23 protein-coding genes are annotated in these 25,296 nt (G+C 55.3%); 11 read left to right on the forward strand and 12 right to left on the reverse strand.

The genetic code is table 11. The features are described 5' to 3' along the window. Window positions 1-142 precede the first annotated feature (142 nt). The 4 genes from pnp to SD961_RS17290 all read left to right on the forward strand — a co-directional run bounded on the left by pnp (window position 143) and on the right by SD961_RS17290 (window position 5,386). Window positions 143-2,278, forward strand: a complete 2,136-nt coding sequence (gene pnp, locus SD961_RS17280; protein ID WP_318791569.1) for a polyribonucleotide nucleotidyltransferase — start codon at window positions 143-145, stop codon at window positions 2,276-2,278. 120 nt (window positions 2,279-2,398) lie between these two features. After that, entirely contained in the window at window positions 2,399-3,283 is an 885-nt protein-coding gene (nlpI, locus tag SD961_RS17285; protein WP_318791570.1) for a lipoprotein NlpI, read from the forward strand. Between the two features lie 104 nt (window positions 3,284-3,387). Continuing rightward, window positions 3,388-3,444: a protein YrbN gene (gene yrbN, locus SD961_RS21740; protein WP_106382000.1), complete on the forward strand. Its 57-nt coding sequence runs from the start codon at window positions 3,388-3,390 to the stop codon at window positions 3,442-3,444. Between the two features lie 16 nt (window positions 3,445-3,460). Continuing rightward, on the forward strand, window positions 3,461-5,386 hold the full coding sequence (locus SD961_RS17290; RefSeq protein ID WP_318791571.1) for a DEAD/DEAH family ATP-dependent RNA helicase: 1,926 nt from the start codon (window positions 3,461-3,463) through the stop codon (window positions 5,384-5,386). 131 nt (window positions 5,387-5,517) lie between these two features. On the opposite strand, the gene SD961_RS17295 is transcribed toward SD961_RS17290, so the two are convergent. The 3 genes from SD961_RS17295 to ubiU form a co-directional block, all read right to left on the reverse strand. Then, window positions 5,518-6,525, reverse strand: coding sequence for a luciferase-like monooxygenase (locus SD961_RS17295; RefSeq protein WP_318791572.1), 1,008 nt, complete (start codon window positions 6,523-6,525; stop codon window positions 5,518-5,520). Window positions 6,526-6,752: 227 nt separating this feature from the next. Further along, window positions 6,753-7,631 (reverse strand): U32 family peptidase, encoded by an 879-nt coding sequence (locus SD961_RS17300; RefSeq protein ID WP_318791573.1) that lies wholly within the window; start codon window positions 7,629-7,631, stop codon window positions 6,753-6,755. Between the two features lie 10 nt (window positions 7,632-7,641). Further along, window positions 7,642-8,637, reverse strand: coding sequence for a ubiquinone anaerobic biosynthesis protein UbiU (gene ubiU / locus SD961_RS17305; RefSeq protein ID WP_318791574.1), 996 nt, complete (start codon window positions 8,635-8,637; stop codon window positions 7,642-7,644). 206 nt (window positions 8,638-8,843) lie between these two features. Between ubiU and ubiT the strand changes: the two genes are divergently transcribed. Together ubiT and SD961_RS17315 are read left to right on the forward strand one after the other, a co-directional pair. Next, window positions 8,844-9,371: a ubiquinone anaerobic biosynthesis accessory factor UbiT gene (gene ubiT, locus SD961_RS17310; RefSeq protein ID WP_318791575.1), complete on the forward strand. Its 528-nt coding sequence runs from the start codon at window positions 8,844-8,846 to the stop codon at window positions 9,369-9,371. Then, the gene (locus tag SD961_RS17315) at window positions 9,365-9,871 is read left to right on the forward strand and encodes an N-acetyltransferase (protein WP_318791576.1); all 507 of its coding nucleotides are present in this window, start codon (window positions 9,365-9,367) and stop codon (window positions 9,869-9,871) included. Before ubiT ends, SD961_RS17315 begins: the two co-directional genes overlap by 7 nt. Here SD961_RS17315 and SD961_RS17320 read toward each other — a convergent pair. Next, a complete protein-coding gene (locus SD961_RS17320) occupies window positions 9,855-10,154 on the reverse strand; it encodes a GIY-YIG nuclease family protein (protein WP_318791639.1) in 300 nt (99 codons plus the stop codon). The genes SD961_RS17315 and SD961_RS17320 overlap by 17 nt on opposite strands. Before the next feature lie 84 nt (window positions 10,155-10,238). Here SD961_RS17320 and SD961_RS17325 point away from each other — a divergent pair, with 84 nt between their 5' ends. Beyond that, window positions 10,239-10,667 (forward strand): YhbP family protein, encoded by a 429-nt coding sequence (locus tag SD961_RS17325; protein ID WP_318791577.1) that lies wholly within the window; start codon window positions 10,239-10,241, stop codon window positions 10,665-10,667. 32 nt (window positions 10,668-10,699) lie between these two features. On the opposite strand, the gene SD961_RS17330 is transcribed toward SD961_RS17325, so the two are convergent. Beyond that, on the reverse strand, window positions 10,700-11,221 hold the full coding sequence (locus tag SD961_RS17330; RefSeq protein WP_318791579.1) for a type 1 glutamine amidotransferase domain-containing protein: 522 nt from the start codon (window positions 11,219-11,221) through the stop codon (window positions 10,700-10,702). 168 nt (window positions 11,222-11,389) lie between these two features. Between SD961_RS17330 and SD961_RS17335 the strand changes: the two genes are divergently transcribed. Next, on the forward strand, window positions 11,390-12,025 hold the full coding sequence (locus SD961_RS17335) for an NAD(P)H-binding protein (RefSeq protein ID WP_318791580.1): 636 nt from the start codon (window positions 11,390-11,392) through the stop codon (window positions 12,023-12,025). A gap of 68 nt (window positions 12,026-12,093) precedes the next feature. On the opposite strand, the gene nrdG is transcribed toward SD961_RS17335, so the two are convergent. From nrdG to SD961_RS17350, 3 genes are all read right to left on the reverse strand, one after another. After that, window positions 12,094-12,558, reverse strand: a complete 465-nt coding sequence (gene nrdG / locus SD961_RS17340; RefSeq protein WP_318791581.1) for an anaerobic ribonucleoside-triphosphate reductase-activating protein — start codon at window positions 12,556-12,558, stop codon at window positions 12,094-12,096. After that, complete coding sequence (gene nrdD / locus SD961_RS17345; RefSeq protein WP_318791582.1) at window positions 12,555-14,687, reverse strand: anaerobic ribonucleoside-triphosphate reductase; 2,133 nt, start codon at window positions 14,685-14,687, stop codon at window positions 12,555-12,557. Before nrdD ends, nrdG begins: the two co-directional genes overlap by 4 nt. 213 nt (window positions 14,688-14,900) lie before the next feature. Then, entirely contained in the window at window positions 14,901-15,641 is a 741-nt protein-coding gene (locus SD961_RS17350) for a 3-oxoacyl-ACP reductase family protein (RefSeq protein WP_318791583.1), read from the reverse strand. A 106-nt stretch (window positions 15,642-15,747) separates the two neighbouring features. Between SD961_RS17350 and SD961_RS17355 the strand changes: the two genes are divergently transcribed. Both SD961_RS17355 and SD961_RS17360 read left to right on the forward strand, forming a co-directional pair. Beyond that, window positions 15,748-16,374 (forward strand): TetR/AcrR family transcriptional regulator, encoded by a 627-nt coding sequence (locus SD961_RS17355; RefSeq protein WP_318791584.1) that lies wholly within the window; start codon window positions 15,748-15,750, stop codon window positions 16,372-16,374. 91 nt (window positions 16,375-16,465) lie between these two features. Next, window positions 16,466-19,042, forward strand: a complete 2,577-nt coding sequence (locus tag SD961_RS17360; RefSeq protein WP_318791585.1) for a DEAD/DEAH box helicase — start codon at window positions 16,466-16,468, stop codon at window positions 19,040-19,042. A gap of 5 nt (window positions 19,043-19,047) precedes the next feature. Here the strand turns inward: SD961_RS17360 and treC are convergent, their stop codons facing one another. Then, window positions 19,048-20,706 (reverse strand): alpha,alpha-phosphotrehalase, encoded by a 1,659-nt coding sequence (gene treC, locus SD961_RS17365; protein WP_318791586.1) that lies wholly within the window; start codon window positions 20,704-20,706, stop codon window positions 19,048-19,050. A gap of 215 nt (window positions 20,707-20,921) precedes the next feature. Here treC and SD961_RS17370 point away from each other — a divergent pair, with 215 nt between their 5' ends. Beyond that, window positions 20,922-23,312 (forward strand): beta-N-acetylhexosaminidase, encoded by a 2,391-nt coding sequence (locus tag SD961_RS17370; RefSeq protein WP_318791587.1) that lies wholly within the window; start codon window positions 20,922-20,924, stop codon window positions 23,310-23,312. An 85-nt stretch (window positions 23,313-23,397) separates the two neighbouring features. Here SD961_RS17370 and ridA read toward each other — a convergent pair whose 3' ends face one another. The 3 genes from ridA to pyrB all read right to left on the reverse strand — a co-directional run bounded on the left by ridA (window position 23,398) and on the right by pyrB (window position 25,291). Next, on the reverse strand, window positions 23,398-23,784 hold the full coding sequence (ridA, locus tag SD961_RS17375) for a 2-iminobutanoate/2-iminopropanoate deaminase (protein ID WP_318791588.1): 387 nt from the start codon (window positions 23,782-23,784) through the stop codon (window positions 23,398-23,400). Between the two features lie 94 nt (window positions 23,785-23,878). Continuing rightward, entirely contained in the window at window positions 23,879-24,343 is a 465-nt protein-coding gene (gene pyrI, locus SD961_RS17380) for an aspartate carbamoyltransferase regulatory subunit (protein ID WP_318791589.1), read from the reverse strand. A gap of 12 nt (window positions 24,344-24,355) precedes the next feature. Beyond that, window positions 24,356-25,291, reverse strand: coding sequence for an aspartate carbamoyltransferase (gene pyrB, locus SD961_RS17385; RefSeq protein WP_318791590.1), 936 nt, complete (start codon window positions 25,289-25,291; stop codon window positions 24,356-24,358). Window positions 25,292-25,296 lie beyond the last annotated feature (5 nt).

The raw sequence follows: 25,296 nt of genomic DNA on the forward strand, positions 1-25,296 counted from the left end.
TCTTCAGTTGCAGAGATTCGCGCGGCTAATGAGAGGCTTTGTCCCATAAGGGATTAGGGTTGTCATTAGTCGCGAGGATGCAGATGAGGATTGAAAATTAACGGCAGGGTCAGTGCCTTGCCAGTACGTTAAGGACATAATTTTGCTGAACCCGATCGTAAGAAAATTCCAGTATGGTCAGCATACCGTCACCCTTGAGACCGGTATGATGGCTCGCCAGGCAACGGCAGCCGTAATGGTAAGCATGGACGACACCGCTGTGTTCGTTACCGTTGTAGGCAAGAAAAGCGCCAAGCCAGGCCAGGACTTTTTCCCGCTGACCGTTAACTATCAGGAGCGTACTTACGCTGCTGGTCGTATTCCGGGTAGCTTCTTCCGTCGTGAAGGCCGTCCGAGCGAAGGCGAAACGCTGACTTCGCGTCTGATTGACCGCCCGGTTCGTCCACTCTTCCCGGAAGGTTTTGTTAACGAAGTCCAGGTTATTGCAACCGTGGTTTCCGTTAACCCGCAGGTAAATCCAGACATCGTGGCGATGATCGGTGCTTCTGCAGCGCTGAGCCTCTCTGGCCTGCCATTCAATGGTCCTATCGGTGCCGCTCGTGTGGGCTACATTAACGATCAGTACGTTCTGAACCCAACCACCGATGAGCTGAAAGAGAGCAAACTGGATCTGGTTGTTGCAGGTACTCAGGGCGCAGTGCTGATGGTTGAGTCGGAAGCTGAAGTACTGAGCGAAGATCAGATGCTGGGCGCAGTGGTCTATGGCCATGAGCAGCAGCAGATTGTTATCGATCAGATTAACTCCCTGGTTGCCGAAGCGGGCAAACCTCGTTGGGACTGGCAGCCAGAAGCTGTCAACGAAGCTTTACATGCGCGTATCAGCGCCCTGGCCGAGTCTCGCCTGAGCGAAGCGTACCTGATCACTGAAAAACAAGAGCGTTATACTCAGGTTGGCGTGATCAAGTCAGAAACCACTGAAGCTCTGCTGGCGGAAGATGCCACCCTGGACGCTGGTGAAATCAACGACATCCTGCATACGCTGGAAAAGAACGTTGTTCGTAGCCGTATCCTGCGTGGCGAGCCGCGTATCGATGGCCGCGAAAAAGATATGATCCGTGGTCTGGACGTGCGCACTGGCGTACTGCCACGTACCCACGGTTCGGCGCTGTTTACCCGTGGTGAAACTCAGGCTCTGGTTACCGCGACGCTGGGTACAGCCCGTGACGCGCAGAATCTGGATGAGCTGATGGGTGAGCGCACCGATAACTTCCTGTTCCACTACAACTTCCCTCCGTACTCCGTAGGTGAGACCGGTATGGTGGGTTCGCCTAAGCGTCGTGAAATTGGTCACGGTCGTCTGGCGAAACGTGGCGTGCTGGCCGTGATGCCTAAAGGCGACGCGTTCCCGTACACCGTGCGTGTAGTGTCAGAAATTACTGAATCAAACGGTTCTTCTTCTATGGCGTCCGTGTGCGGTGCCTCTCTGGCACTGATGGATGCAGGCGTACCAATCAAAGCAGCCGTAGCCGGTATTGCGATGGGCCTGGTCAAAGAAGGCGAGAACTTTGTAGTTCTTTCCGACATTCTGGGTGACGAAGATCACCTGGGCGACATGGACTTCAAAGTAGCCGGTAGCCGTGAAGGTATCACCGCGCTGCAGATGGATATTAAAATTGAAGGCATCACCCGCGAAATCATGCAGGTGGCACTGAACCAGGCTAAGGGCGCGCGTCTGCACATCCTGGGCGTTATGGAACAGGCTATCAGCACTCCGCGTGGCGATATCTCTCAGTTTGCTCCACGTATTCACACTATCAAGATCAGCCCGGACAAGATCAAAGATGTGATCGGTAAAGGCGGTTCTGTGATCCGTGCGCTGACCGAAGAGACCGGCACCACTATCGAAATCGAAGATGACGGTACTGTTAAAATCGCAGCGACCGACGGTGACAAAGCGAAATTCGCTATCCGCCGTATCGAAGAGATTACTGCTGAAATCGAAGTGGGCCGCATTTACAACGGTAAAGTGACCCGCATCGTAGACTTCGGTGCCTTCGTGGCTATCGGCGGCGGTAAAGAAGGTCTGGTCCACATCTCTCAAATCGCTGACAAGCGCGTTGAGAAAGTGACAGATTATCTGCAGATGGGCCAGGAAGTGCCAGTGAAAGTGCTGGAAGTTGATCGCCAGGGCCGCGTACGCCTGAGCATCAAAGAAGCGACCGAGCAGACGGCTGAGCCGGAAGCAGGCGCGGCACCGGTAGCTCCTGAAGCAGAATAATGTCGGACGCTCTCCCTGTAATCAGGGAGAGCTGTATCATCGCGAGGGTAGGACGACACCTTGTGCACGGCAGGCGGATGAAAGGATAGTCATCCCAATGTTGGTATTTGGGAGTGGGAAATGAAGCCTTTTTTGCGCTGGTGTTTCGTTGCGACAGCTTTAACGCTGGCAGGATGCAGCAACTCGGATTGGCGTAAGAACGAGGTTCTGGCTGTTCCGCTTCAGCCTACGCTGCAACAGGAGGTTATCCTGGCGCGCATGGAACAAATTCTTGCCAGTCGATCCCTTAGCGATGATGAACGCGCACAGCTGTTATATGAGCGCGGAGTGTTGTATGATAGTTTGGGTTTGAGAGCACTGGCGCGAAATGATTTTTCATTAGCGTTATCTGTCAGACCAGATATGCCGGAAGTATTCAATTACTTAGGCATATATTTAACGCAGGCAGGCAATTTTGATGCTGCCTATGAAGCGTTCGATTCTGTACTTGAGCTTGATCCAACTTACAATTATGCGCATTTAAACCGCGGTATCGCGCTCTACTACGGTGGAAGGTTTAAATTAGCGCAAGATGATCTGCTGGCGTTTTATCAAGACGATCCTAACGATCCTTTCCGTAGCCTGTGGCTGTATCTCGACGAAAGAGAGATAGATGCCGACAAAGCTAAATTAGCGCTGAAACAGCGTTATGAAAAAGCGGTCAGAGACCAATGGGGATGGAATATTGTCGAGTTCTACCTGGGAAATATCAGCGAAAGTACGCTGATGGATAGTCTCAAGGCAGACGCAACGGATAACACCTCGCTCGCTGAACATCTCAGTGAAACCAACTTCTATTTAGGTAAACATTACCTGAGTCTGGGGGAGAAGGACGACGCAGAAGCGTTGTTCAAGCTGACGGTTGCAAACAACGTACATAACTTCGTTGAGCACCGATATGCATTGTTGGAGCTGGCGCTACTCGGCCAGACACAAGACGATTTATCAGAATCTGACCAGCAATAGCTGACGAACTTTTATTGCCCTTTTTTCTCGAATGTCATCATCTTAGCGGATGAGGGCTTTCTTGTTCGTCGAAACCACTAATTTGAGCCGGTTCACACTTTTTGATGAAAATGACTGAATGTTTTCACGACGAGTTATGTAGACTGGCCGCCGCAATCTAAGAGGCACGTGTACTACATGACTGATATTGAAACCACTTTTGCTGACCTTGGCCTGAACGCCGAACTCCTCGAATCTCTGAACGGTATGGGCTACGTTAAGCCTTCTCCAATCCAGGCTGAGTGTATTCCTCACCTGTTGGCTGGCCGTGATGTTCTGGGTATGGCACAGACCGGTAGCGGAAAAACTGCAGCGTTCTCGCTGCCACTGCTGAACAACATTGATAGCTCCCTGAAAGCACCTCAGATTCTGGTGCTGGCACCAACCCGTGAGTTGGCGGTTCAGGTAGGCGAAGCTATAACCGATTTTGCTAAACATATGAAAGGCCTTAACGTGGTCGCCCTTTACGGTGGTCAGCGTTATGACGTACAGCTGCGCGCTCTGCGTCAGGGACCACAAGTTGTTGTGGGAACTCCTGGTCGCCTGTTGGATCACCTGAAACGTGGCACGTTAGATCTCTCTAACCTGCGCGGCTTGGTGCTGGACGAAGCCGATGAAATGCTGCGTATGGGCTTCATCGAAGACGTTGAAACTATCATGGCGCAGATCCCGGAAGGTCATCAGACCGCACTGTTCTCTGCAACTATGCCAGAAGCGATTCGTCGTATTACCAAACGCTTTATGAAAGATCCGCAGGAAGTGCGTATCCAGTCAAGCATGACTACCCGCCCGGACATCAGCCAGAGCTACTGGACTGCGTTTGGTCGTAAGACGGATGCACTGACTCGCTTCCTGGAAGCGGAAGACTTTGATGCGGCTATCATCTTCGTGCGTACCAAGAACGCCACGCTGGAAGTTGCTGAGGCGCTTGAGCGCAGCGGTTACAACAGCGCCGCACTGAATGGTGACATGAACCAGGCTCTGCGTGAGCAGACTCTGGAGCGTCTGAAAGATGGTCGTCTGGACATCCTGATCGCTACTGACGTTGCGGCCCGTGGTCTGGACGTTGAGCGTATCAGCCTGGTGGTTAACTTCGACATCCCTATGGATGCTGAATCTTACGTTCACCGTATCGGCCGTACCGGTCGTGCAGGTCGTGCTGGCCGTGCTCTGCTGTTCGTTGAGAACCGCGAGCGTCGTCTGCTGCGTAACATTGAACGCACCATGAAGCTGACTATTCCAGAAGTTGAACTGCCTAATGCAGCATTGCTGGGTGAGCGTCGTCTGGCGAAGTTCGCCGCTAAAGTACAGCAGCAGCTGGAAAGCAGCGATCTGGAACAGTACCGCGCGCTGCTGAGCAAAATGCAGCCGGCAGAAGATGAGCTGGATATCGAAACGCTGGCCGCAGCTCTGCTGAAAATGGCTCAGGGTGAACGTCCTCTGATCGTTCCTGCTGATGCGCCACAGCGTCCGCGCCGTGAGTTCAAAGAGCGTGACGACCGTCGTGGCGATCGTCCTGAGCGTGGTCCGCGTGAACCACGTAGCGAAGCCGCTGGCGATCGTCCTCGTCGTGAGCGTCGTGACGTTGGCGATATGGAAGTTTACCGCATTGAAGTGGGCCGCGATGACGGCGTTGAAGTTCGTCACATCGTGGGCGCGATTGCCAACGAAGGTGATATCAGCAGCCGTTACATCGGTAACATCAAGCTGTTCGGTACCCACTCCACCATCGAGCTGCCGAAAGGCATGCCGGGTGACATTCTGTCGCATTTCACTCGTACGCGTATTCTGAACAAACCAATGAATATGCAGTTGATTGGCGATGCAGTGCCAAGAACTAACGAGCGTAGCGGTGGCGGTGAGCGTCGTGCTGCTCCGGGCGGGCGTGGTGGCTTTGGTGGCGGTAACCGTGACGGTGCTGTTCGTCCTGAAGGTGGTCGTCGCTTCAGCAACGATCGCAACGGCGGCGGTGAGCGTCGTAGCGGTAGCTTCAGCCGTGATGGCGGCAACAGCCGTGGTCCGCGTCCTGAAGGTTCTGCACCTCCACGTCGTCGTGATGCATAATCACTGACGTCTGAAAAAAAACCAGCCTTCGGGCTGGTTTTTTTATGTCTGCTATAAACTGAAACCTGCGCGCTGAGCGGGCAAAAGGGGCGATCTGGAAATCACTCCCGATCGCCCTGACTCACCGGGCTTCAGAGCGACTTATGGGCTTCCATGGTCAGCTCAAAGGAGCGGACGCGGGCTTGCTGATCAAAAATCTGACCATTCACCATGATCTCGTCAGCCTGGGTTTCGCGGATCAGCGTAATCAGACCCTGACGGACTTTTTCCACATCCCCCACAATCGACATGCTCAGCGCCTGCTGCACGCCATACTGTTCTGAAGGTGACCAGAGGTTATCCATATTTTCGACCGGTGCCGGAAGTGGGCCGGGCCTGCCGCGGCGCAGGTTAATAAACTGCTGCTGCATCGAAGTAAACATAAAGCGCGCATCCCGTTCGCTGTCGGCGGCAATCACGTTGACACAGACCATCGCATGCGGCTTCTCAAGGCGGGCAGAAGGTTTGAAGTTTTCACGATAGAGATGCAGCGCCTGATAAAGCATATCGGGCGCGAAGTGCGAGGCGAAGGCAAAGGGCAGGCCAAGCTGTGCGGACAGCTGTGCGCTGTACAGGCTGGAACCTAACAGCCAGACGGGAATTTTCAGACCCAGTCCCGGCACGGGTTGTACCGCAGGCTGCTCACCTTCTTTGGCGTCAAACCACGAAATCATCTCAGCCACGTCTGATGGGAAATTGTCGACGTGTCCGCCCATATGACGACGCAATGCCATCATGGTGCGCTGATCGGAACCCGGCGCGCGGCCCAGCCCCAGATCAATACGGCCAGGATAGAGGGATTCCAGCGTACCGAACTGTTCGGCAATCACCAGCGGCGAGTGGTTAGGCAACATTACGCCGCCGGAACCCAGACGCAAAGTGCTTGTATTGGCAGCCAGATAACCAATCAGCACCGACGTTGCGGCGCTGGCGATCCCGGTCATGTTGTGGTGTTCAGCCAGCCAGTAACGGTTATAGCCAGACTTTTCTGCCTGCTGCGCAAGAGCCAGCGAGGAGTGAAAAGCGTCACGCGCCGTTGCACCCTGAGGAATAGGGGCCAGATCGAGGACTGAGAGCGGAACATTTTTTTTATCAGACATAATTGCTCACTTATTCGAAGGGCGGGACTAGCGCCATTGCAAATCTCTATCCTGGACGAATTTTTAGCAGAAGGATTGGCAATTTGAAGCACTTTTCAGCTGATAAAGGCAGCCTGAAAGGCGCGCCAATCCCCTGCAAAAGCTCAGGACTTAGTGAGTCCAGTATACCCTTCGCAACCCATATTTAAACTCCATTTATTTTTAGGGGCATCAGGCGCGCGCGGCGATCAGTTAACCAGTTCCAGCCCCGCCACCTGCCACCAGTAGCCGTTGCAATTTTGCCCCGGAGCCAGCGGTAAAGGATGTTTTCCCGTTTCATTGGCCCGGTACGCCTCCAGCATTGTCAGCGTCTCTCTCCCTTCAGGTGAAAGGCGAACAATATCAACCAGACCCTGCATGGAAATAAGGTCATTACCCAGGTTATAGCAGTAACCGCTCATGGTCTGAATACCGTTCAGCACGAATACTTGCTGCTCCTCCTGAGAACGCAGCGCCCGGCCCTGAGGCCAGTTGATACAGCAGGTCTGGCAATCATCTTTCCCCCGATTTTCTGCTCTGGCGGTAAAGCAGCGGGCCGAGTAAGCCAGAGGCAGATGCCCGTAGCTCAGCACCTCGACCTCAAATTTATGCCGGATCCCCAACTCTGCACACTGTGTGAGCAAATTGGCCAGCCAGTCGCGGGAGAGTTCCACCGGCATGCACCAGCGTATCATGCCCAGTTTCAGCAGCAGCTTCAGCGTCACGGCGTTGTAGCAGTTCAGCGCATGGCCTGCCACAAAGGGAAGCCCGGCACGCGCTGCCATATTCACCGTGCCCATATCATTGGCTTCGATCAGAAACTCGCCGTTATCAACATACTTTTTCAGTTCGCTCAGCTCGGAAGATGACTGCAACAGCGCCAGCGTACTGAGAACCACCTGTTTTCCTCCCGCAGCCAGCTCTCTTGCCATTGCCAGCCAGTCGGCGCTTTTCGTGGCGCGGCGCTTGCTGCATACCGTTTCGCCGAGGTAGATGATGTCAGCCTGGCTTTCTGCTGCGGCGTGATAAAAATCCTGCAACGTCTCTTGCGGCCAGTACCAGAGCACCGGGCCTAATGCATATTTCATGGAATATCCTTTACTGCCATTCACGATGATAGGCGCCCAGCGTGGTTTGCGTGCCTTCGCTCAGAGCACTCAGGGCTTTCATCCAGTTGGGTTGCGCGGAGAAATGTTCAGGATCGGCTTTGCAGCTGTCGATTGCCTGGCGCCAGATGCGGGCGATCTGTGCCACATAAGCCGGGCTACGCTGACGACCTTCTATTTTTACCGACGCGATATTGGCTGCCAGCAACGTGGGAAGCAGCTCCAGCGTATTCAGGCTGGTAGGCTCTTCCAGGGCGTGATAAGGGGCCTCTTCAACTTTATAGCGCCCCTTGCAGAGCGTGGGATAGCTGGCATTTTCATCAGCGCCATAGCGATCGATCAGCACTTCATTCAACCTGGACTCCAGCCCGGCAGAGGTTTGCTGCCAGCGTACGAAGCGCGCCGGGGAGCAGGCTCCCACCGTATTAGGCGACTCGCCTGTAAGATAAGAAGAGAGATAGCAGCGCCCCTCCGCCATGATGCAGAGGCTGCCGAAAGCAAAGACTTCGAGAGGAACTGTTGTCGCCCGTGCAAGCTGGCGCACCTGATGAACAGAGAGCACGCGGGGCAGGACCACCCTGGCAACGTCGAAATGGCGCTGATAAAAATTCACCGCCTCTGCATTGGTGGCGGAAGCCTGGACGGAGACGTGGCGTTCAATGTGTGGGTAGCGACTGGCTGCATATTCCAGCATCGCAATATCTGCCAGAATCAGCGCATCCACTCCCGCCTGCGCCGCTATATCTACAGCGCGTTCCCAGCGTTGATAACCCTGCGGATGGGCAAATGTATTAATCGCAACGTGCAGTTTACGTCTATGCTGATGAACATAACGGACCGCTTCCTGCAGGCGTTTCTCTGTGAAGTTCAGACCGGCAAAATGGCGGGCATTGGTGTCATCTTTCAGGCCGATATAGACGGCATCTGCGCCGTTTTCAATCGCCGCTTTCAGGGCGGGCAGGTTACCTGCAGGACAAAGCAGTTCCATATAAAGAAATTCCGGATAAACAGAGGAAACGTTGAGTTTAGTCAGCCTTAAGACGACAACTTTTGATTTAAGGCAGCTAATGGCGTATTGATGGGAAGAAGATTTACCGACAAAAACCGGAACGTTCGCGCGCTTTTTTGATCCACCTGCCCGATCTGTTTTGCTGATATGGCAGAATAGCCGAAATTTACTCAAAAGGAGTCAGAATGGTGTTGAACCCATTACGCGCTCAACTTGTGCGAAAAGGCCCGCAATGGCTGCGAATTCCCGTACAATTTGCCCCTTTCATGCTGAAGAAACAGCTACTGCAGCAGATCCTCAACTGGCAATTTCATTATGCTCTGGCCGAAGGTGAGTTAGACTTTCTACAGGGACGCTGGTCAGGCATAGAGATCCGCGATCTGGGGTTGAGCTGGGCAACAACAGTTGAGCAGGGGAAATTGCGGGTAGCCGATCGCACCCAGGCGGACGTCTGGTTTCGTGGTGATGCGAACGATCTGCTGCTGGTGGCCGCACGCAGAGTGGATCCCGATACGCTGTTCTTCCAGCGCCGGTTAGTGATTGAAGGTGATACGGTACTGGGGCTTGAAGTGAAAAATCTGATGGATGCGATTGAGCTTGAATTCATGCCAGCGCCATTGCGCTTTGGCCTAATGCAACTGGCCGATCTGGTTGAGGCTGGACTGACCGAGGACGCGAATTCCCCAGCGGATCGCGCGGGTGTACCATGTTAATTCGTTCTGAAATAGGGGTAGATGCCGCCAGCATAGACAGCCTGTTGCGCCGCTGTTTTGCCACTCCGGCAGAGGCTGAGCTGGTCCAGCAGCTACGTGAAGATGGTCTGCTCACGCTGGGCGTGGTTGCCACAGACGATGAGGGACAGGTGCTTGGTTACGCGGCATTCAGTCCGGTTACGCTGAATGGCGAAGATAACCAGTGGGTTGGATTAGCGCCATTAGCCGTTGATGAAAGCGTTCGTGGTCAACAGTTGGGCAAACAGCTTATTTATGAAGGGCTGGATACGCTTAATGAGTTTGGCTATGCCGCCGTGGTGGTACTGGGCGACCCGGCTTATTATGGACGCTATGGATTTGAGCCAGCCGCCCGGCACCAGCTGCGCTGTCGCTGGCCGGGGACGGAAGCCGCTTTCCAGGTCTATAAACTGGCCGACAATGCCTTCACCGGCACCGAAGGGCATATCGAGTACGCTGAGCCTTTTAACCGTGTGCGTTAAGCCACAGGCTTAGCGAAACAGGCTGGTGCTCAATCAGCCTGATTTTGTCCTGCCTTTTTAACTGCTTTACCTGATACTCCAGGCGTGAGGCGCTGGAACGATCGCCCGCATCACACTGAAACAGCAGCTCCAGCGGCCCTTTGCCACGCAGCGCTTTCGCGCCTTTTCCACACTGATGCTGCACAAAACGCCGGGCCACATCGTTGCTAATGCCGGTGTAGAGCATACCGCTGGCGGTGCGCAGGATATAAAGCTGCCACGGCGCAGTTTCACTTTCACTCATTGGTTCAGCCACCTCAATTCCTCTCTGCGCAGCATAGCAAAACCCGCCGCAGATGTGGCAAAGTAACGTTTTCAGGGAGAAACCATGTTTGAAAACGATCAACTGAGCGCCATTGCCCGCTATTTGAAAAAACAGCATGTGCTGTCGCTTTGCGGCGGCAATCCTGTGTGGTGCGCTAACTGTTTTTATCTTTTCAATGCTGAAAAGGTCGCGTTCTGGCTGATGACGGAAACCACAACCCGGCACGGCGCGCAGATGAGAGAAGATGCGCAGGTGGCAGGCACCGTCAATGGTCAGCCCAAATCGGTGCTGCTGATTAAGGGCGTGCAGTATGCCGGACGAATAGCTTTGCTGGAAGGTGATGAGGAGCAGGCGGCGCGCACGGCGTACATTAAACGCTTTCCGATTGCAGCCAGAGTGACAGCGCCGTTGTGGGAAATTGAGCTGGATGAGTTAAAAATGACCGATAACGCGCTGGGCTTTGGTAAAAAACTGAGTTGGCTGCGGGAATAAAGGGCCGGGGGAGTACCCCGGCCAGTCTGTAATCAGGCAGTTTCGAGAATACGCAGTGATTCGCGGTTAAAGGCGGGCAGATCGTCAGGCGTACGGCTGGTGACAAATTGGTCATTGTCCACCACCACTTCTTTGTCATAGAAATCGGCGCCAGCGTTCTTCACATCAATCGCAATGGCCTTCACGGAGGTCATTTTGCGGCCACGTACGGCATTGGCGCTGATAAGCAGCTGCGGGCCGTGGCAGATGGCGAAAATCGGTTTTCCCAGTTCCACAAATTTTTTGGTGAAATTAACGAAACGGTCATCGCTTCTCAGGCTGTCTGGCGAATGGCCGCCTGGCAGCAGCAGAGCATCAAATTCTTCGGCGCTGACGTGATCGATATCTTTATCGATCTTCACGCTGGCCTTTCCCTGCTTACCGGTGACGGTAATCCCGGCTTTTTTCTCAATGGTCACCACCTGATGGCCTGCTTTGGTATAGGCTTCTGCAGGGGACGTAAATTCTGAGTCTTCAAATTCATCGGTAATCAGTACCGCAATCTTCTTGCTCATCTTTTCCTCCGGTGATTATGTTGTTCAACGCCCTTAAGTGTGGTTGGTGATCCTGAAAAATCAAGCCAGACTGAAAGTTAACGCTTAAGGTTACTGATCATACTGAGGATTTAACGGCATGGTTTGCCACCCCAACAGCGCATCATTTATCACTAAAGGGAGAGGTTTATGAGTCGGGTACTGCTAACCGGAGCGACGGGGCTGGTGGGGAAGCATCTGCTGCGTATGCTGATTGAAAAGCCAGAGGTCAGCGAAATTATCACCCCTACGCGCCGCAAACTTCCGGACTATCCTAAAGTCACTAATCTGGTTGAGGAAGATCTTACTGACGTCCTTGGTCCTCTGCAAACAGAGGTCGATATAGTGTTCTGCTGCCTGGGAACTACCCGCAAACAGGCGGGCAGTAAAGAGGCTTTTGTGCATGTGGATTACACGCTGGTGGTCGATACTGCCATTGCGGGGCAGCGTCTGGGGGCGCAACATCTGGTTGTCATCAGCGCCCATGGCGCTAATGCGCACTCGCCGTTTTTCTACAGCAAGGTGAAAGGCAAGATGGAGGAGGCGCTGCAAAATGAGCTGTGGCCGCGTCTGACCCTGGTTCGCCCGTCGCTGTTACTGGGCGAGCGCGACACCAAAAGAAGCGGCGAATCGCTGATAGCGCCCCTGTTCCGGCTGCTGCCGGGTAACTGGCGTGCCGTGTCAGCCAGAGATGTTGCCGCAGTGATGATGCGGGAAGGATTCTCTTCCACCGGGCAGGGGGTAAAAATTATCGAATCTGCTGAAATCCCACGAACCGAAGCCTGAAGTTGAGCCGCAATCAAATTATGGCAGAAGTAAGCGGCATACTGTGGCGGCACTGGGCGTAGCAGCTTTTAGCGTAAGTAGTGAATGATCTGGTTGCTGCTTCCCCGCCAGAGCAGCGCCGGATCGCGCAGCTCCTCGACATACCTGCCATCAATCAGCACATTGATCAGATCCACCGCCTGCCGCTGCTCTGCTGTCAGCTCCTGCAGACGATAGCCGGTCCACAGCCAGATATCCTTACCGGCACACTCACGCCGTACGCGTTTCAGCAGTCTTACTATCTCCGGTACATTGGCAGGATGCAGAGGATCGCCTCCCGACAGGGATAGCCCCTGGCGCGGGATACGCGTGTCGTTAAGGTCGGCAATCAGCTGCTCTTCCTGCTGAAGGGTAAACGGCCTGCCTGAGTTCAGGCGCCAGGTACTCTTGTTATAGCAGCCGGGACACTGATGCTCGCATCCCGCCACAAACAGCGTACAGCGGGTGCCCGGCCCGTTCACAATATCCACCGGGTAGTAGCGATGAATATTCATCCCAGCGGCCCGTCCAGGTGTTTAACGCGGCGTCTGACCTCTTCCTGCTTGCCGGCATTGAACGGACGCGCGTCCGGGCTGCCCAGATATCCGCATACCCGGCGGGTGACGGAGACCCGGGCCGCATCGTGATTGCCGCATTTCGGACAGGTGAAGCCTTTGCTGGTGCAGGAGAATTCGCCGGTAAAGCCGCAGTCGTAACATTCATCAATCGGCGTGTTGGTGCCGTAATAGGGGATGCGGCTGTAGCTATAATCCCAGACGTCTTCCAGCGCTTTCAGGTTGTGCTGAATATTGGGATATTCGCCGTAACAGATAAACCCACCATTGGCGATGGGCGGATAGGCGGCCTCGAAATCGATCTTGTCGTAAGGATTGACCTTTTTTTCCACGTCGAGATGGAAGCTGTTGGTGTAATAGCCTTTGTCCGTAACGCCCGGCACCACGCCAAACTCGGCCGCATCCAGCCGACAGAACCTGTCGCACAGGTTTTCGCTTGGCGTGCTGTAGAGGCTGAAGCCATAGCCGGTTTCGCTTTTCCAGCGATCCGTTGTCTGGCGCAGATGGCTGACAATAGCGATGGCTTTATCCTGTAACCGCTTGTCGTCATAAGGATGAATTTCACCCCCGCTCAGAGCATTCAGGGTTTCGTGCAGGCCGATATAGCCCAGCGAGATCGAAGCGCGTCCATGTTTGAATATCTCCGCCACGTCATCATCAGCTTTCAGCCGTACGCCGCAGGCTCCTTCCATATATAAAATTGGTGCCACGCGTGCTTTAACATTTTCCAGCCTGGCGATACGCGTCATCAGCGCCTTTTTCGCCAGCGCGAGGCGTTGATCCAGCAGCGTCCAGAAGCGCGCTTCATCTCCTTTTGCCTCCAGCGCGATGCGCGGCAGGTTCAGGCTGATTACGCCAATATTATTACGCCCGTCGTGGATCGTTTCGCCGTTTTCTTCCCAGACCCCTAAGAAGCTGCGGCATCCCATCGGCGTTTTAAACGAACCGGTAGTTTTCACCACCTGCTCGTAGTTAAGAATATCGGGGTACATCCGTTTGCTGGCGCACTCCAGCGCAAGCTGCTTGATATCGTAATTTATATCGCCCGGCAGGCGGTTAAGCCCCTCTTTGATAGCAAAAACCAGCTTGGGAAACACTGCCGTTTTATGATTTTTCCCCAACCCGGCAATACGATTGCGCAGAATAGATTGCTGCACCAGCCGGGCAGACCAACTGGTCCCCAGCCCGAAGCCGAAGGTGACAAACGGCGTCTGGCCATTAGCGGTATGCAGAGTGTTAACCTCATATTCCAGCGACTGAAAAGCGTCAAAGCACTCTTTTTCGGTGCGCTGCTGGGCATAGGCTTCCGCATCCGCTATCTGCCACTCCTGCGCCGTTCTGCGGTGCTTCTCCAGGCTGGCCTCAACGAAAGGGGCCAGCACTTCATCTATCCGGTTGATCGTGGTGCCGCCGTAGATATGGCTGGCAACCTGAGCAATGATCTGGGCGGTGACGGCGGTGGCGGTAGAGATGGATTTCGGCGGTTCGATTTCCGCATTGCCCATCTTGAAACCCTGGGTCAGCATCCCCTTCAGGTCAATCAGCATGCAGTTAAACATCGGGAAAAAGGGGGAATAGTCCAGGTCGTGATAATGCAATTCGCCACGCTCGTGGGCCATGACAATATCGCGAGGGATAAGATGCTGGGTGGCATAATGTTTTGCGACAATCCCTGCCAGTAAATCCCGCTGAGTGGGAATGACTTTGCTGTCTTTATTGGCATTTTCGTTCAGCAGCGCAGGGTTACTTTGCTCAACCAGGCCCCGGATTGCTTTATTCAGTTTGCCCCGGAGTTCCCGGGCGAGGTCGCGGTCGTGACGATATTCAATATAGGTGCGGGCAAGCTCCGGGTAACGTCCAGCCATAAGATGGTTTTCAACGGTTCGCTGAATATCGTTAATATCCAGGCTCTCGTGTTGCAGCAGCTGCCGACAAATCTCTGCGGTGGCTTCTGCACAATACTCCTCATCATCAATCGCCGCAGCACGGGCGGCGCCTTTAATCGCTTCGCCAATGCGTGACGCGTTAAATAACACGTTGCAGCCATCTCGTTTGATTACCCTGACCACTCGCCTTCTCCTTACTGATATCTATATATAGTTTGTTTAAGGCATGATAAGCCCTATATATAGTGATTGCGCGAGTTTAACTGGGGGTTTGTTGATCCAGGACATAGACTGGAAAACTCTGGAGAGTTCCTCGCCAGGCGGCCTTTTATAACGTCTCTTTTCAGGCGAAGAAGAGAAGGGGCCGACCACGGACGGGACGATCGGCGTTAGGGATCAGGCGTTGATGCCGCCATCCACGTTCAGACCGGTACCGGTGATCTGTCCGGCGGCCGGGCTGGCGAGGAAAGTGACCGCTGCCGCGACATCTTCCGCCTTGCCGTAATGTCCCAGTGCTATGTACTGACGCTGAGTCTCAGCGCCTTCACCCTCTGCAGGGTTCATATCACTGTCCGTTGGACCAGGATGCACCAGATTAACAGTTATGCCTTTCGGACCAAGATCTCTTGCCAGGCCGCGCGTAAAAGAGAGCAGCGCGGATTTGGTCATTGAGTAGATACTGATCCCCTGCATTGGCACGCGTTCTGCCAGACAGCTTCCGATATTGATGATGCGGGCGCCCTGACCTAAATGTGGCAGCGCCGCCTGGGTGGTGAGGACAACGCCACGAACGTTAACGTCCAGCATGAGATCAATATCCTCCAGCGACATATCCTCCAGCATGCCGCCGCGCGCTACACCGGCATTGTTCACCAGAATATCCAGCCCGCCAAGGGCGGTTACCGTCTCCTCTACTGCCCGGCGTGTCTCTTCCGGCACGGCGCTGCTGGCCTGGATGGCGACGGCGCGACGGCCCAGCGCTTCAATAGCGGCCACCACTTCGGCGGCTTTATCCGCTGATTTCTCGTAGGTGATGGCGATATTTGCGCCCTGGCTGGCGAGAGAGAGGGCGATAGCTTTGCCTAATCCACGGCTGGCGCCGGTAACCAGCGCACGTTTTCCTGCAAGTGCATTCATAGGTAACCTCTATTATGTGTCGATCGGTATGTAATTATCCTATGTGCGGTTGCAGCGTTCCGTCAACCCGATTATCATAACGATCGACACAAAAATTGAGGGTGCTATGGCTGTAAGAGGAAGACCAAGAAGTTTCGATCGGGAAAAAGCGCTGATCGCCGCGATGTGCCTCTTCTGGCAGAAAGGTTATACCGCGACCTCAATGGCGGATCTCTATCAGGCAATGGGGATCAATTCTCCCAGCCTCTATGCCGCTTATGGCAGTAAAGAGGATCTCTATCAGGAAGTGATTAACTACTACGTGCGGCAAATGGCACCACGCATCTGGTCGGTGTTGGCATCCGCCAGCTCTGCGTATGAAGGCGTGTCTGGCTGGCTGAACCAATCGGCTGAAGTACTGACCTGCAAGGATTACCCTCCGGGCTGCATGGTCACGCTCTCAACGGTCGCCAGTGAGGGTAACGAGAGGCTGGGCGCTTGCGTCAAACGTTGTCGTCTTGAAGGGCAGCAAATACTCGCGGACCGGTTGAAACGGGCCGTAGCGGAAGGTGAACTGCCGGCAGCGACAGATACCGGGGCGCTGGCACAGATGTATATCAGCCTGCAGCAGGGGATGTCGTTGCAGGCGCGAGACGGTGCCAGTCGGGAAGATTTACAGAAGGTGGCGCGGCTGGCGATGAATCTCTGGCCAGAGAACGCGCAGGATCGCATTTTTTGCTCCCTGAAAAGCTAGCTTTGGTTGCATTAGTGGCAGAGGAATTCATATTATTGCCTGTTATGCAGAGCAAACAGGGTTTGCTCAGGTCATCCCGGGATAGAGTCTGATGCCTTCTGTGACGTACAATGAGAAACAGGTTAGCCGATGGATCGGTGCGCGCACCGTTGCCAGGGCAAAAAGCCTGGTAGAAAAAGCGCAGAATATTCAATGGCAAAATAATTTGCTGACCGGTGAAGTGCCGGGCAGAAAGGTTGAACCGTTTCAGGTTATGGTGCATTTCAGCCGCCCGCAGGGCAAGCTCCATGCCAGCGGCGAATGTACCTGCCCGGTGAAGAACAACTGCCGTCATGTTGCTGCGGTGATGCTGGCTAACCTGCAGCACCCAGTTGCCGCAGCGCCGAAAGAACCGATAGCAAACAGCCTCTCTGTTCAGCCAGTTCCCACGCTCAGGCTGGAGTCTCGCGCAAAATTTGTCAGCGGGTTTGGTCGCTACGGCCACCGCCAGAAAAAGCTGGATTTCGCTGCGGTGCATTTTGACTATGGCGGGATCGCGGTGGCTGCTGGCAGCAGCGGCGAGCGCTTCACCGACCGCAAGGGCACGCCGTTCCTGATCCAGCGTCACTCTGCTCTGGAAGAGAGCTGGCTGAATGAGATCAATGCTGCCGGGCTGAACACTATCCCCGCAGGCCATATTTATACGCCGGAATCCGCGCCTTTACCGCCCTCTATATTTGCGCCCGATACGCCATCCGGATGGCGGGAGTTCATTCGTCTTCAGCTTCCCAAACTTCGCAGGCGCGGCTGGAAAGTGAGCATGGATGAAGACTTCACCTGGAACGTCACCGAGATTGCTGAAATTGCCGGGAAGGCTATTCAGGATCAGGATGGCTGGTTCAACCTGGAACTGGAAGCCAGCGTAGGTCGCCGCCAGGTACGCATGCAGCCGCTGCTGGCGGGGCTGTTTCAGAAAGACCGCCGCTGGTTTTCCGGCAATCTTAACCAGATCCCTGATGAGGAAGTAATCGAACTTAGAAGCGATCGTAACGAACGGCTGCATATCAACGCTGGCGTGATGAAACCGCTGGTGGGCAATCTGGTCGATCTGTTTGCAAAGGGGATGAGCACGCCGCTGCGCATTGCGCCTTATGAGGCTGGTCGGTTAACGGCACTGCATGACACCGGACGCTGGCAGTTCCACGGTGAGAGCAGCGTATATCAGCTGGCGGAGCGGTCAGGCGCCAGCGGAGGCATTCTGCCCGTTGAGCCGCCAAAGGGACTACAGGCCCAGCTGCGCGATTATCAGCAGCAGGGACTGAACTGGATGCAGTTTCTGCGCGCCCACGATCTCTCAGGCGTGCTGGCGGATGATATGGGACTGGGGAAAACGATCCAGACCCTTGCGCACCTTCAGTTGGAAAAAGAGGCGGGCAGGCTGGATCGTCCGGCGCTGATCGTCGTGCCTACCACGCTGGTCTATAACTGGACGCAGGAAGCGAGCCGCTTCACGCCAGAGCTGAAAGTGCTGGCGCTGACCGGGCCGGATCGTAAAGCCTTTTATGATGACATCCAGCACTACGACGTGGTACTGACCACCTATTCCCTGCTGTGGCGGGATCAGCCGCAGCTGCTGGGCCACAGCTATCACCTGTTGATCCTGGACGAAGCGCAATACGTGAAAAACAGCGCTTCCCGCGCCGCCTCGGTGATCCGCTCGCTGAAGTCACGCCACCGTCTTTGCCTGACAGGCACGCCGCTGGAAAACCATCTCGGCGAACTCTGGTCGCAGTTTGATTTCCTGTTACCCGGTTTTCTTGGCAGCGAAAAGGAGTTTACTCAGGAGTGGCGTATTCCAGTCGAACGTAACGGCGATCGGGTACGCAGAGAGCTGCTGGCGCGGCGCGTCAGGCCCTTTATGCTGCGGCGGCGCAAGCAGGAGGTGGCGAAGGAGCTGCCGCCCAAAAATACCATCGTACGTTCCGTGGAGCTGGAAGGCAGCCAGCGTGAGCTTTATGAATCGGTGCGCAGTGCGATGCAGGAGCGTGTACAGCTGGCGGTTCAGCAGCAGGGCGCGGGGCGCAGCCATCTGCTGGTGCTGGATGCGCTGTTAAAGCTGCGGCAGATTTGCTGCGATCCCCGCCTGGTGAAGATGGAGAAAGCGGCGAAGGTAAAACATTCCGCCAAGCTGGCGCTGCTGCGGGAAATGCTCACCGACCTGCTGGCGGAAGATCGCCGCATTCTGATCTTTTCTCAGTTCACCGCCATGCTTTCTCTGATTGCTGAGGAGCTGCAAAAGGCGCGGATCCCGTTTGTGACGTTAACAGGCAGCACCCGTGACAGAACCGAGCCGGTAAGACGTTTTCAGGAAGGGGAAGTACCGGTGTTTCTGATTAGCCTGAAAGCGGGCGGCGTCGGGCTGAACCTGACCGCCGCCGACACGGTGATCCACTACGATCCGTGGTGGAACCCGGCAGCGGAGAACCAGGCAACGGACCGGGCCTACAGACTGGGCCAGGATAAACCGGTCTTTGTCTATAAGCTGATTGTTGCAGGCAGCATTGAAGAGAAAATTGTGGCGATGCAGCAGCAGAAGGCCGAGCTGGCAGAGGGCATTCTGGAAGATGAGCTGAGCGAACCGGGCCAGTTCACCAGTGATGACCTGGCCGCGTTGCTTGCACCTCTCTGACATTCTCAGCGCTTTTGATACCACCAGACCGCTTCCCACGGACGCAGCATCACCTCACCAGGCGTGACGTGGGTATCGGGGTAGTTGCTGATCAGCACATCCCACTGGCCGCTGTAGGCTGGTGGGTGCCACACCTGCGTCTCCGCACTGAAATTGGTGGCGACCACCAGCGTTTCTTTTTCGTAGCGGCGACAGTAGCACCAGAGCCAGGGATGCTCCGGCAGCAGATCGAGATAATCGCCCCAGGTAAGGATCGCATACTCTTTTCTCAGCTGGATCAGCCGCTGATAGGTGTAAAACACCGATTCTTTATCCGCGACCGCCGCCTGCGCATTGATCGTCTCCATATTATCGCACATGCCAATCCACGGCGTGCCGGTAGTAAATCCGCCGTTTTCACTCGCATCCCAGGGAATGGGCGTCCGGCCATTATCGCGTGATTTACTGGCAAGGATCGCCAACAGGTTATCGCTGTCGCGCCCCTGCGAGCGCAGCTCCGCATACATGTTATGGCTTTCAATATCCCGGTAATCCAGAATGCGGGTAAAATGGGGATTGGTCATCCCCAGCTCTTCACCCTGGAAGATATAGGGCGTGCCCTGCATACCGTGGAGCACCAGCGCCAGCATTTTGGCGGACTGCACGCGATACTGTCCTTCATCTCCCCAGCGTGACACCACGCGAGGCTGATCGTGATTACACCAGAACAGCGCGTTCCACGCCTTGTTGTGCATTCCCTGCTGCCAGTGGGTGAAGATCGCTTTTTGCGCCACCAGGTCCAGCGGCGTCAGGGTCCATTTCTGACCGTTGTAAAAATCCACCTCTACATGATCGAAGCTGAACACCATCGACAGCTCTTCGCCTTCCAGCGAGCCGTAGCGCTGGCAATGCTCCAGCGTTGCCGAGGACATCTCACCCACCGTCATCAACTCGCGCGGGCGGAACACGTCGCGGCTCATCTCCTGCATATATTCATGAATGCGCGGCCCATCGGTATAGAGGCGCAGCCCGTCTCCGTTGGGATCGTCAGGAAAGTCCTGATGCTTGGAGACCAGATTCACCACGTCAAGCCGCAGTCCGTCGATGCCACGATCTGCCCAGAAATTGACGATTTGCTTGAGTTCCGCGCGAAGATTCTCGTTCTCCCAGTTCAGCTCCGCCTGTTCCGGCGCCCACAGGTGCATATAATACTGGGCGCTCTCCGGATGCCAGCGCCAGGCGCTGCCGCCAAATTTTGACAGCCAGTTATTGGGCGGCTGGTTGGGCGTACCGTCCCGCCAGATATAGTACGAGCGGTAAGGGCTCTCTTTATTCAGCGCTTCGTAGAACCAGTGGTGCTGCGTGGAGCTGTGGTTAAACACCATATCCAGGATAAGGCGCATTCCGCGGGCGTGCGTCTCCTCCACCAGCCGGTCAAAGTCGTTCAGCGTACCAAAAATGGGATCGATGGCGGTGTAGTTCGCCACGTCATAGCCGTTGTCTACCTGTGGAGAAATATAAAAGGGCGTCAGCCAGATAGCATCCACGCCCAGCTCCTTCAGATAATCCAGTCGCTGTATCACCCCCGCCAGATCGCCCATGCCGCTGCCGGTGGTGTCCTGAAAACTCTTTGGATAAATTTGATAGATAACGCCGTTCTGCCACCACGGTGGAATTTTTGTCATTGCTCAATCCTGATTCTCAGGTGAAAGGGTCTGGCTGCGCACAATACTGTTCTAAAGCCTTGTTGTTCTTCCTTAAGATTAGCCATTAACTCGCAAGGTGTCACAAAACAAGAAGCGGGTTGTTCCCGAAGCGATGTGTAACTTGATGTGTGAAGCGAATTATGTTTTATGGGTTTTTTGCTTTTTTTTGCCCGTCGCCCCTCTGGAGAAGTGTCATGATCGGAACCCTGCGTTTTACGTTGCTTGCCACCTCATTATTGGTCTCACTTTATGCTCATGCCACCCCTGCTGGCAACCTGCCGCTGATGCCCTGGCCTCAGCAGGTTGAACAGCCAGAAGAGGGCGAAAGCCTGGCGTTGAATAACCAGCTCTCTGTTAACATCAGAGGAGATGTACTGCCGGGTGCGGTGGATCGCTGGCGTCAGCGGATTGGCCTGCAAACCGGCTGGCAAATGCTGCCGCAAACCGGAGATGTGGCGAACGCTACCATCACGATAACCATCGCCAAAAGCGTCGATCCTCTTCCCCAGCCGGACAGCGATGAGAGCTATCATCTTCTGGTAAACAGCGAAGGCGTTAAGCTGGAGGCGGCTACCCGGTTTGGCGCGATGCGCGGCATGGAAACGCTGCTTCAACTGGTACAAAACAGTGACAGGAACAGCGCTATTCCTTATGTGGAGATCCATGACAGTCCACGCTTTCCATGGCGAGGGATCCTGATCGACTCCGCCCGCCACTTTATGCCGCTGGAGACGATCCGTAGGCAAATCGACGGCATCGCCAGTGCCCGCATGAACGTATTTCACTGGCACCTCACTGACGATCAGGGCTGGCGCTTCGCCTCCACGCACTTCCCCCAGCTCCAGCAGAAAGGCAGCGACGGTCTGTTCTATACCCAGGATCAGATGAAAGCGATCGTGCAGTACGCGGCGGATCGGGGCGTTCGCGTGGTGCCGGAGATCGATCTTCCCGGCCACGCTACGGCACTTGCGGCGGCGATGCCGGAGCTGATCAGCGCCCCCGGCCCTTATCAGATTGAGCGCGGCTGGGGCGTGTTTAAGCCGCTGCTGGACCCCAGCAACGAGCAGGTTTATGCCTTTATCGACACGCTGATTGGCGAAGTCACGGCAGTGTTCCCCGACCCCTGGCTGCATATTGGCGGCGATGAGGTAGATGCCACGCAGTGGAAGGAATCCAAATCCATTCAGGCGTTTATGCAGCAGAAAGGGCTGAAGGATGAACAGGCGTTGCAGACCTATTTCAATCAGCGGGTCGAGAAGATCCTGGAAAAACATCAGCGAAAAATGGTGGGCTGGGATGAGATCGCCCATCCCGATCTGCCCAAAAGCATCCTGATCCAATCCTGGCAGGGGCAGGATGCGCTGGGGGAAATCAGCAAGCAGGGTTATCGCGGTATCCTCTCCGCTGGGTTCTACCTCGACCAGGCGCAACCTGCCGCCTACCACTACCGTAATGAAGTCTGGCCGGTGGGGCTGAATGGACAGGACCGTCTGCAGAAAGAAGACATAGCCCAGAGCTGGCAGTTTATTCTGCCACGCCTGAAGGGAAGCGCGGTGAAGGGCAGCTTTACACTGGTGCAACGGGACGGGGAGTGGCGGGGCTTTATTGATTTTGCCGGCAAGTCGCGCCGCCTGGTGCGCAATGTGGCATGGCTGGCACCGCAGCAGGTCACCTTCAGCGTGGATACATGGATGGGCGAATTGCAGCCGGTAGTCACTCTGGCAGGAGAGAAACTCACGGGCTACATGCGGGTAGGCAACGTGCGCTATCCCACGCAGGGCAGCAAGCTGAAGGCCGTGCCTGAAGGCATCCAGCCCAGCGTACCGGACGAGCAGCAGATGAAGGATAACCTGCTGGGCGGCGAAGTGGCACTGTGGGCGGAAATTATCAACCCGCAGGTGATTGACGTGCGCCTGTGGCCGCGAGCCTATGTGGTGGCCGAGCGGCTCTGGTCGGCAAAAGATGTCACTGACGAGCAGAATATGACTCAGCGGCTGGCGCAGGTGGATAGCTGGTCCGCCGTTTCGGTGGGTTTACAGCAGCATACCCAGGCGCAGACCCAGATGATCCGCCTGGCAAACAGCAGCAGCATCGTTCCGCTGGAAATTTTTGCTGAAGCGCTGGAGCCGGCTCAGTATTACACCCGCCAGCACCTGAAGTTCCAGGCGGGACACTACAATCTCAGCGAGCCGCTGAACCGCCTGGCCGATCTCCTGCCCGCCAGCAGTAACAAGGTGCAAGAGCTGGACCGGCAGGTGGATGCGCTGATTGCCGATCGGGGTAACCAACGGGCAATGCAGGCGATTCGTCACCAGTTGCGGCAGTGGCAGCAGAATGTGCCAGAAGTGATGCCGCTGCTGGCGCAGAATTATCAGCTACAGCCGTTAAGGCCGGTGGCGCAGCAGTTGCAGGAGATCAGCAGCACGGGCTTATCTTTGCTGGATGCGATGGAGCAGAACCGGGCGTTTGGCGCAGCAGATGTCGCGGCAATGCAGGCGAAACTGGACAAAGCCGCCGCTGTTCAGGATGAAGTGGTGCTGGCGCTGGTTTATCCGCTGGAGAAACTTCTGCGGGCAGTACGATAAGCGTAAAACCCTCTCCTGCGTGCGGGAGAGGGAATGTCTGTCGCTTTACTTTTTACTGTTTAGCCGGTGCAGAAGAGGCAAGCGCTTAGCGACGAACGGCGATCGCTTCGATTTCGATTTTCACATCTTTAGGCAGGCGGGCAACTTCCACGCATGAACGGGCCGGGAAGCTGGCCTGATGCTCAGTGAAAAACGCTTCATAAGTGCTGTTGACGGTAGCGAAATCGTTAAGGTCTTTCACAAAGACGGTGGTTTTCACGATATCCCCAACCTTCAGACCGGCAGCTTCCACAATCGCCTTCACATTTTCCAGCGACTGGCGCGCCTGAGCAGCGATATCGTCGGCAACGGAGCCGGTTTTAGGATCGACCGGGATCTGGCCAGACGTGATGATCATGCTGCCCAGATCGACGCCCTGCACGTAAGGACCGATAGCGGCTGGTGCGTTTTCAGTGCTGATTTCGCGAGACATAATTTCTCCCTGTAAATGAAGTTGTAGGTGAGAGGGAGAAGCGTCTCTCCCGCTGTACCACCCGTCCGGCCCATTATAGGCTGCTGAAGGCTGATTACCAGTTCGCCAGCACCACGTGGTGAGCGAAGGATTTTTCACAATATTTGCAGGTCAGGCGCACGTCATCCTCACGCTTTTTCACCGCAAAGCTCGATTTAACCGGCTCGCTGCGGCTGATGCAGTTGCTGTTAGGGCAGGTCAGCACCTGTTCAATACGCTCCGGCAGCGCAGGGGCACTTTTTCCCACCACTTCATAATTATCGATGCGGTTAACGGTGGCATGGGGCGCATAGACCGCCAGCTGGTTGATCTGATCGTCGGTCAGAAAAGTGTTCTCGATCTTAATCAAATCTTTACGGCCCATCTCACCGGAAGGCAGGTTCAGGCCGATGGTGATGCGCTGGTCGGTTTCTGTCAGGCGGAACAGCGACAGCAGCTTAAAGCCAATCTGTGCCGGAATATGGTCGATTACCGTGCCGCGTTTGATCGCTTCAACCTGCAATTTGTTATCTTGCGTCATTATGTTTCCCTCTTACAAAACCGGTTCGCTGTTCAGGACCAGCGCAAGCAGCGCCTGGCGTGCGTAGATGCCGTTTCCGGCCTGCTGGAAGTACCAGGCGTACGGCGTTTTATCCACATCAGTAGCGATCTCGTCGATGCGCGGCAGCGGATGCATCACCTTCATGTTTTCACGGGCGGCGGCCAGATCGGCAGCGCGCAGCACAAACTGTGCTTTCACGTTGGCGTATTCAGAAGGGTCGAGACGCTCTTTCTGTACGCGGGTCATATAGAGAATATCAACCTGCGGCACGACCTCTTCAATGCTGTCGTGGCGGCTCCAGATGATGCCTTTCTCATCCAGCACGTCGGTGATATAGGAGGGCATCGCCAGCGCATCCGGGGCGATAAAGAAGAAGCGGTTGCCGTCAAATTTCGCCAGCGCTTGGGTCAGAGAGTGTACGGTACGGCCATATTTCAGGTCCCCGACCATCGCCACGTTGAGGTTGCTCAGACGGCCCTGGGTTTCCTGAATGGTAAACAGGTCGAGCAGCGTCTGGGTCGGGTGCTGATTGGCGCCATCTCCGGCATTCAGGATCGGGATGCCGTTGGAGAATTCCGTCGCCAGCCGCGCCGCGCCTTCCTGCGGATGACGCATGACGATGGCGTCCACGTAGGTGCCAATCACGGAAATCGTATCGGCCAGCGTTTCCCCCTTTTTACCGAGCGAGGTGTTGCTGCCGTCAGCAAACCCCACGACGGAAGCGCCCAGACGGTGTATCGCCGTTTCAAAGGAGAGACGGGTGCGCGTGGAGGCTTCAAAGAAGCAGCTCGCCACCACGATATGCTTCAGCAGTTCCGGCTGAGGAGTCGCCTTGAGGCTGGCGGCAGTGCGCAGCACCAGCTCCAGCTCTTCCCGGTTAAGGTCATTGATTGAAATGATATGTTTTTGAAACAAGGGATTAGCCATGATCT

The organism is Erwinia sp. MMLR14_017 (assembly GCF_033657285.1).
Lineage (GTDB): Bacteria > Pseudomonadota > Gammaproteobacteria > Enterobacterales > Enterobacteriaceae > Erwinia.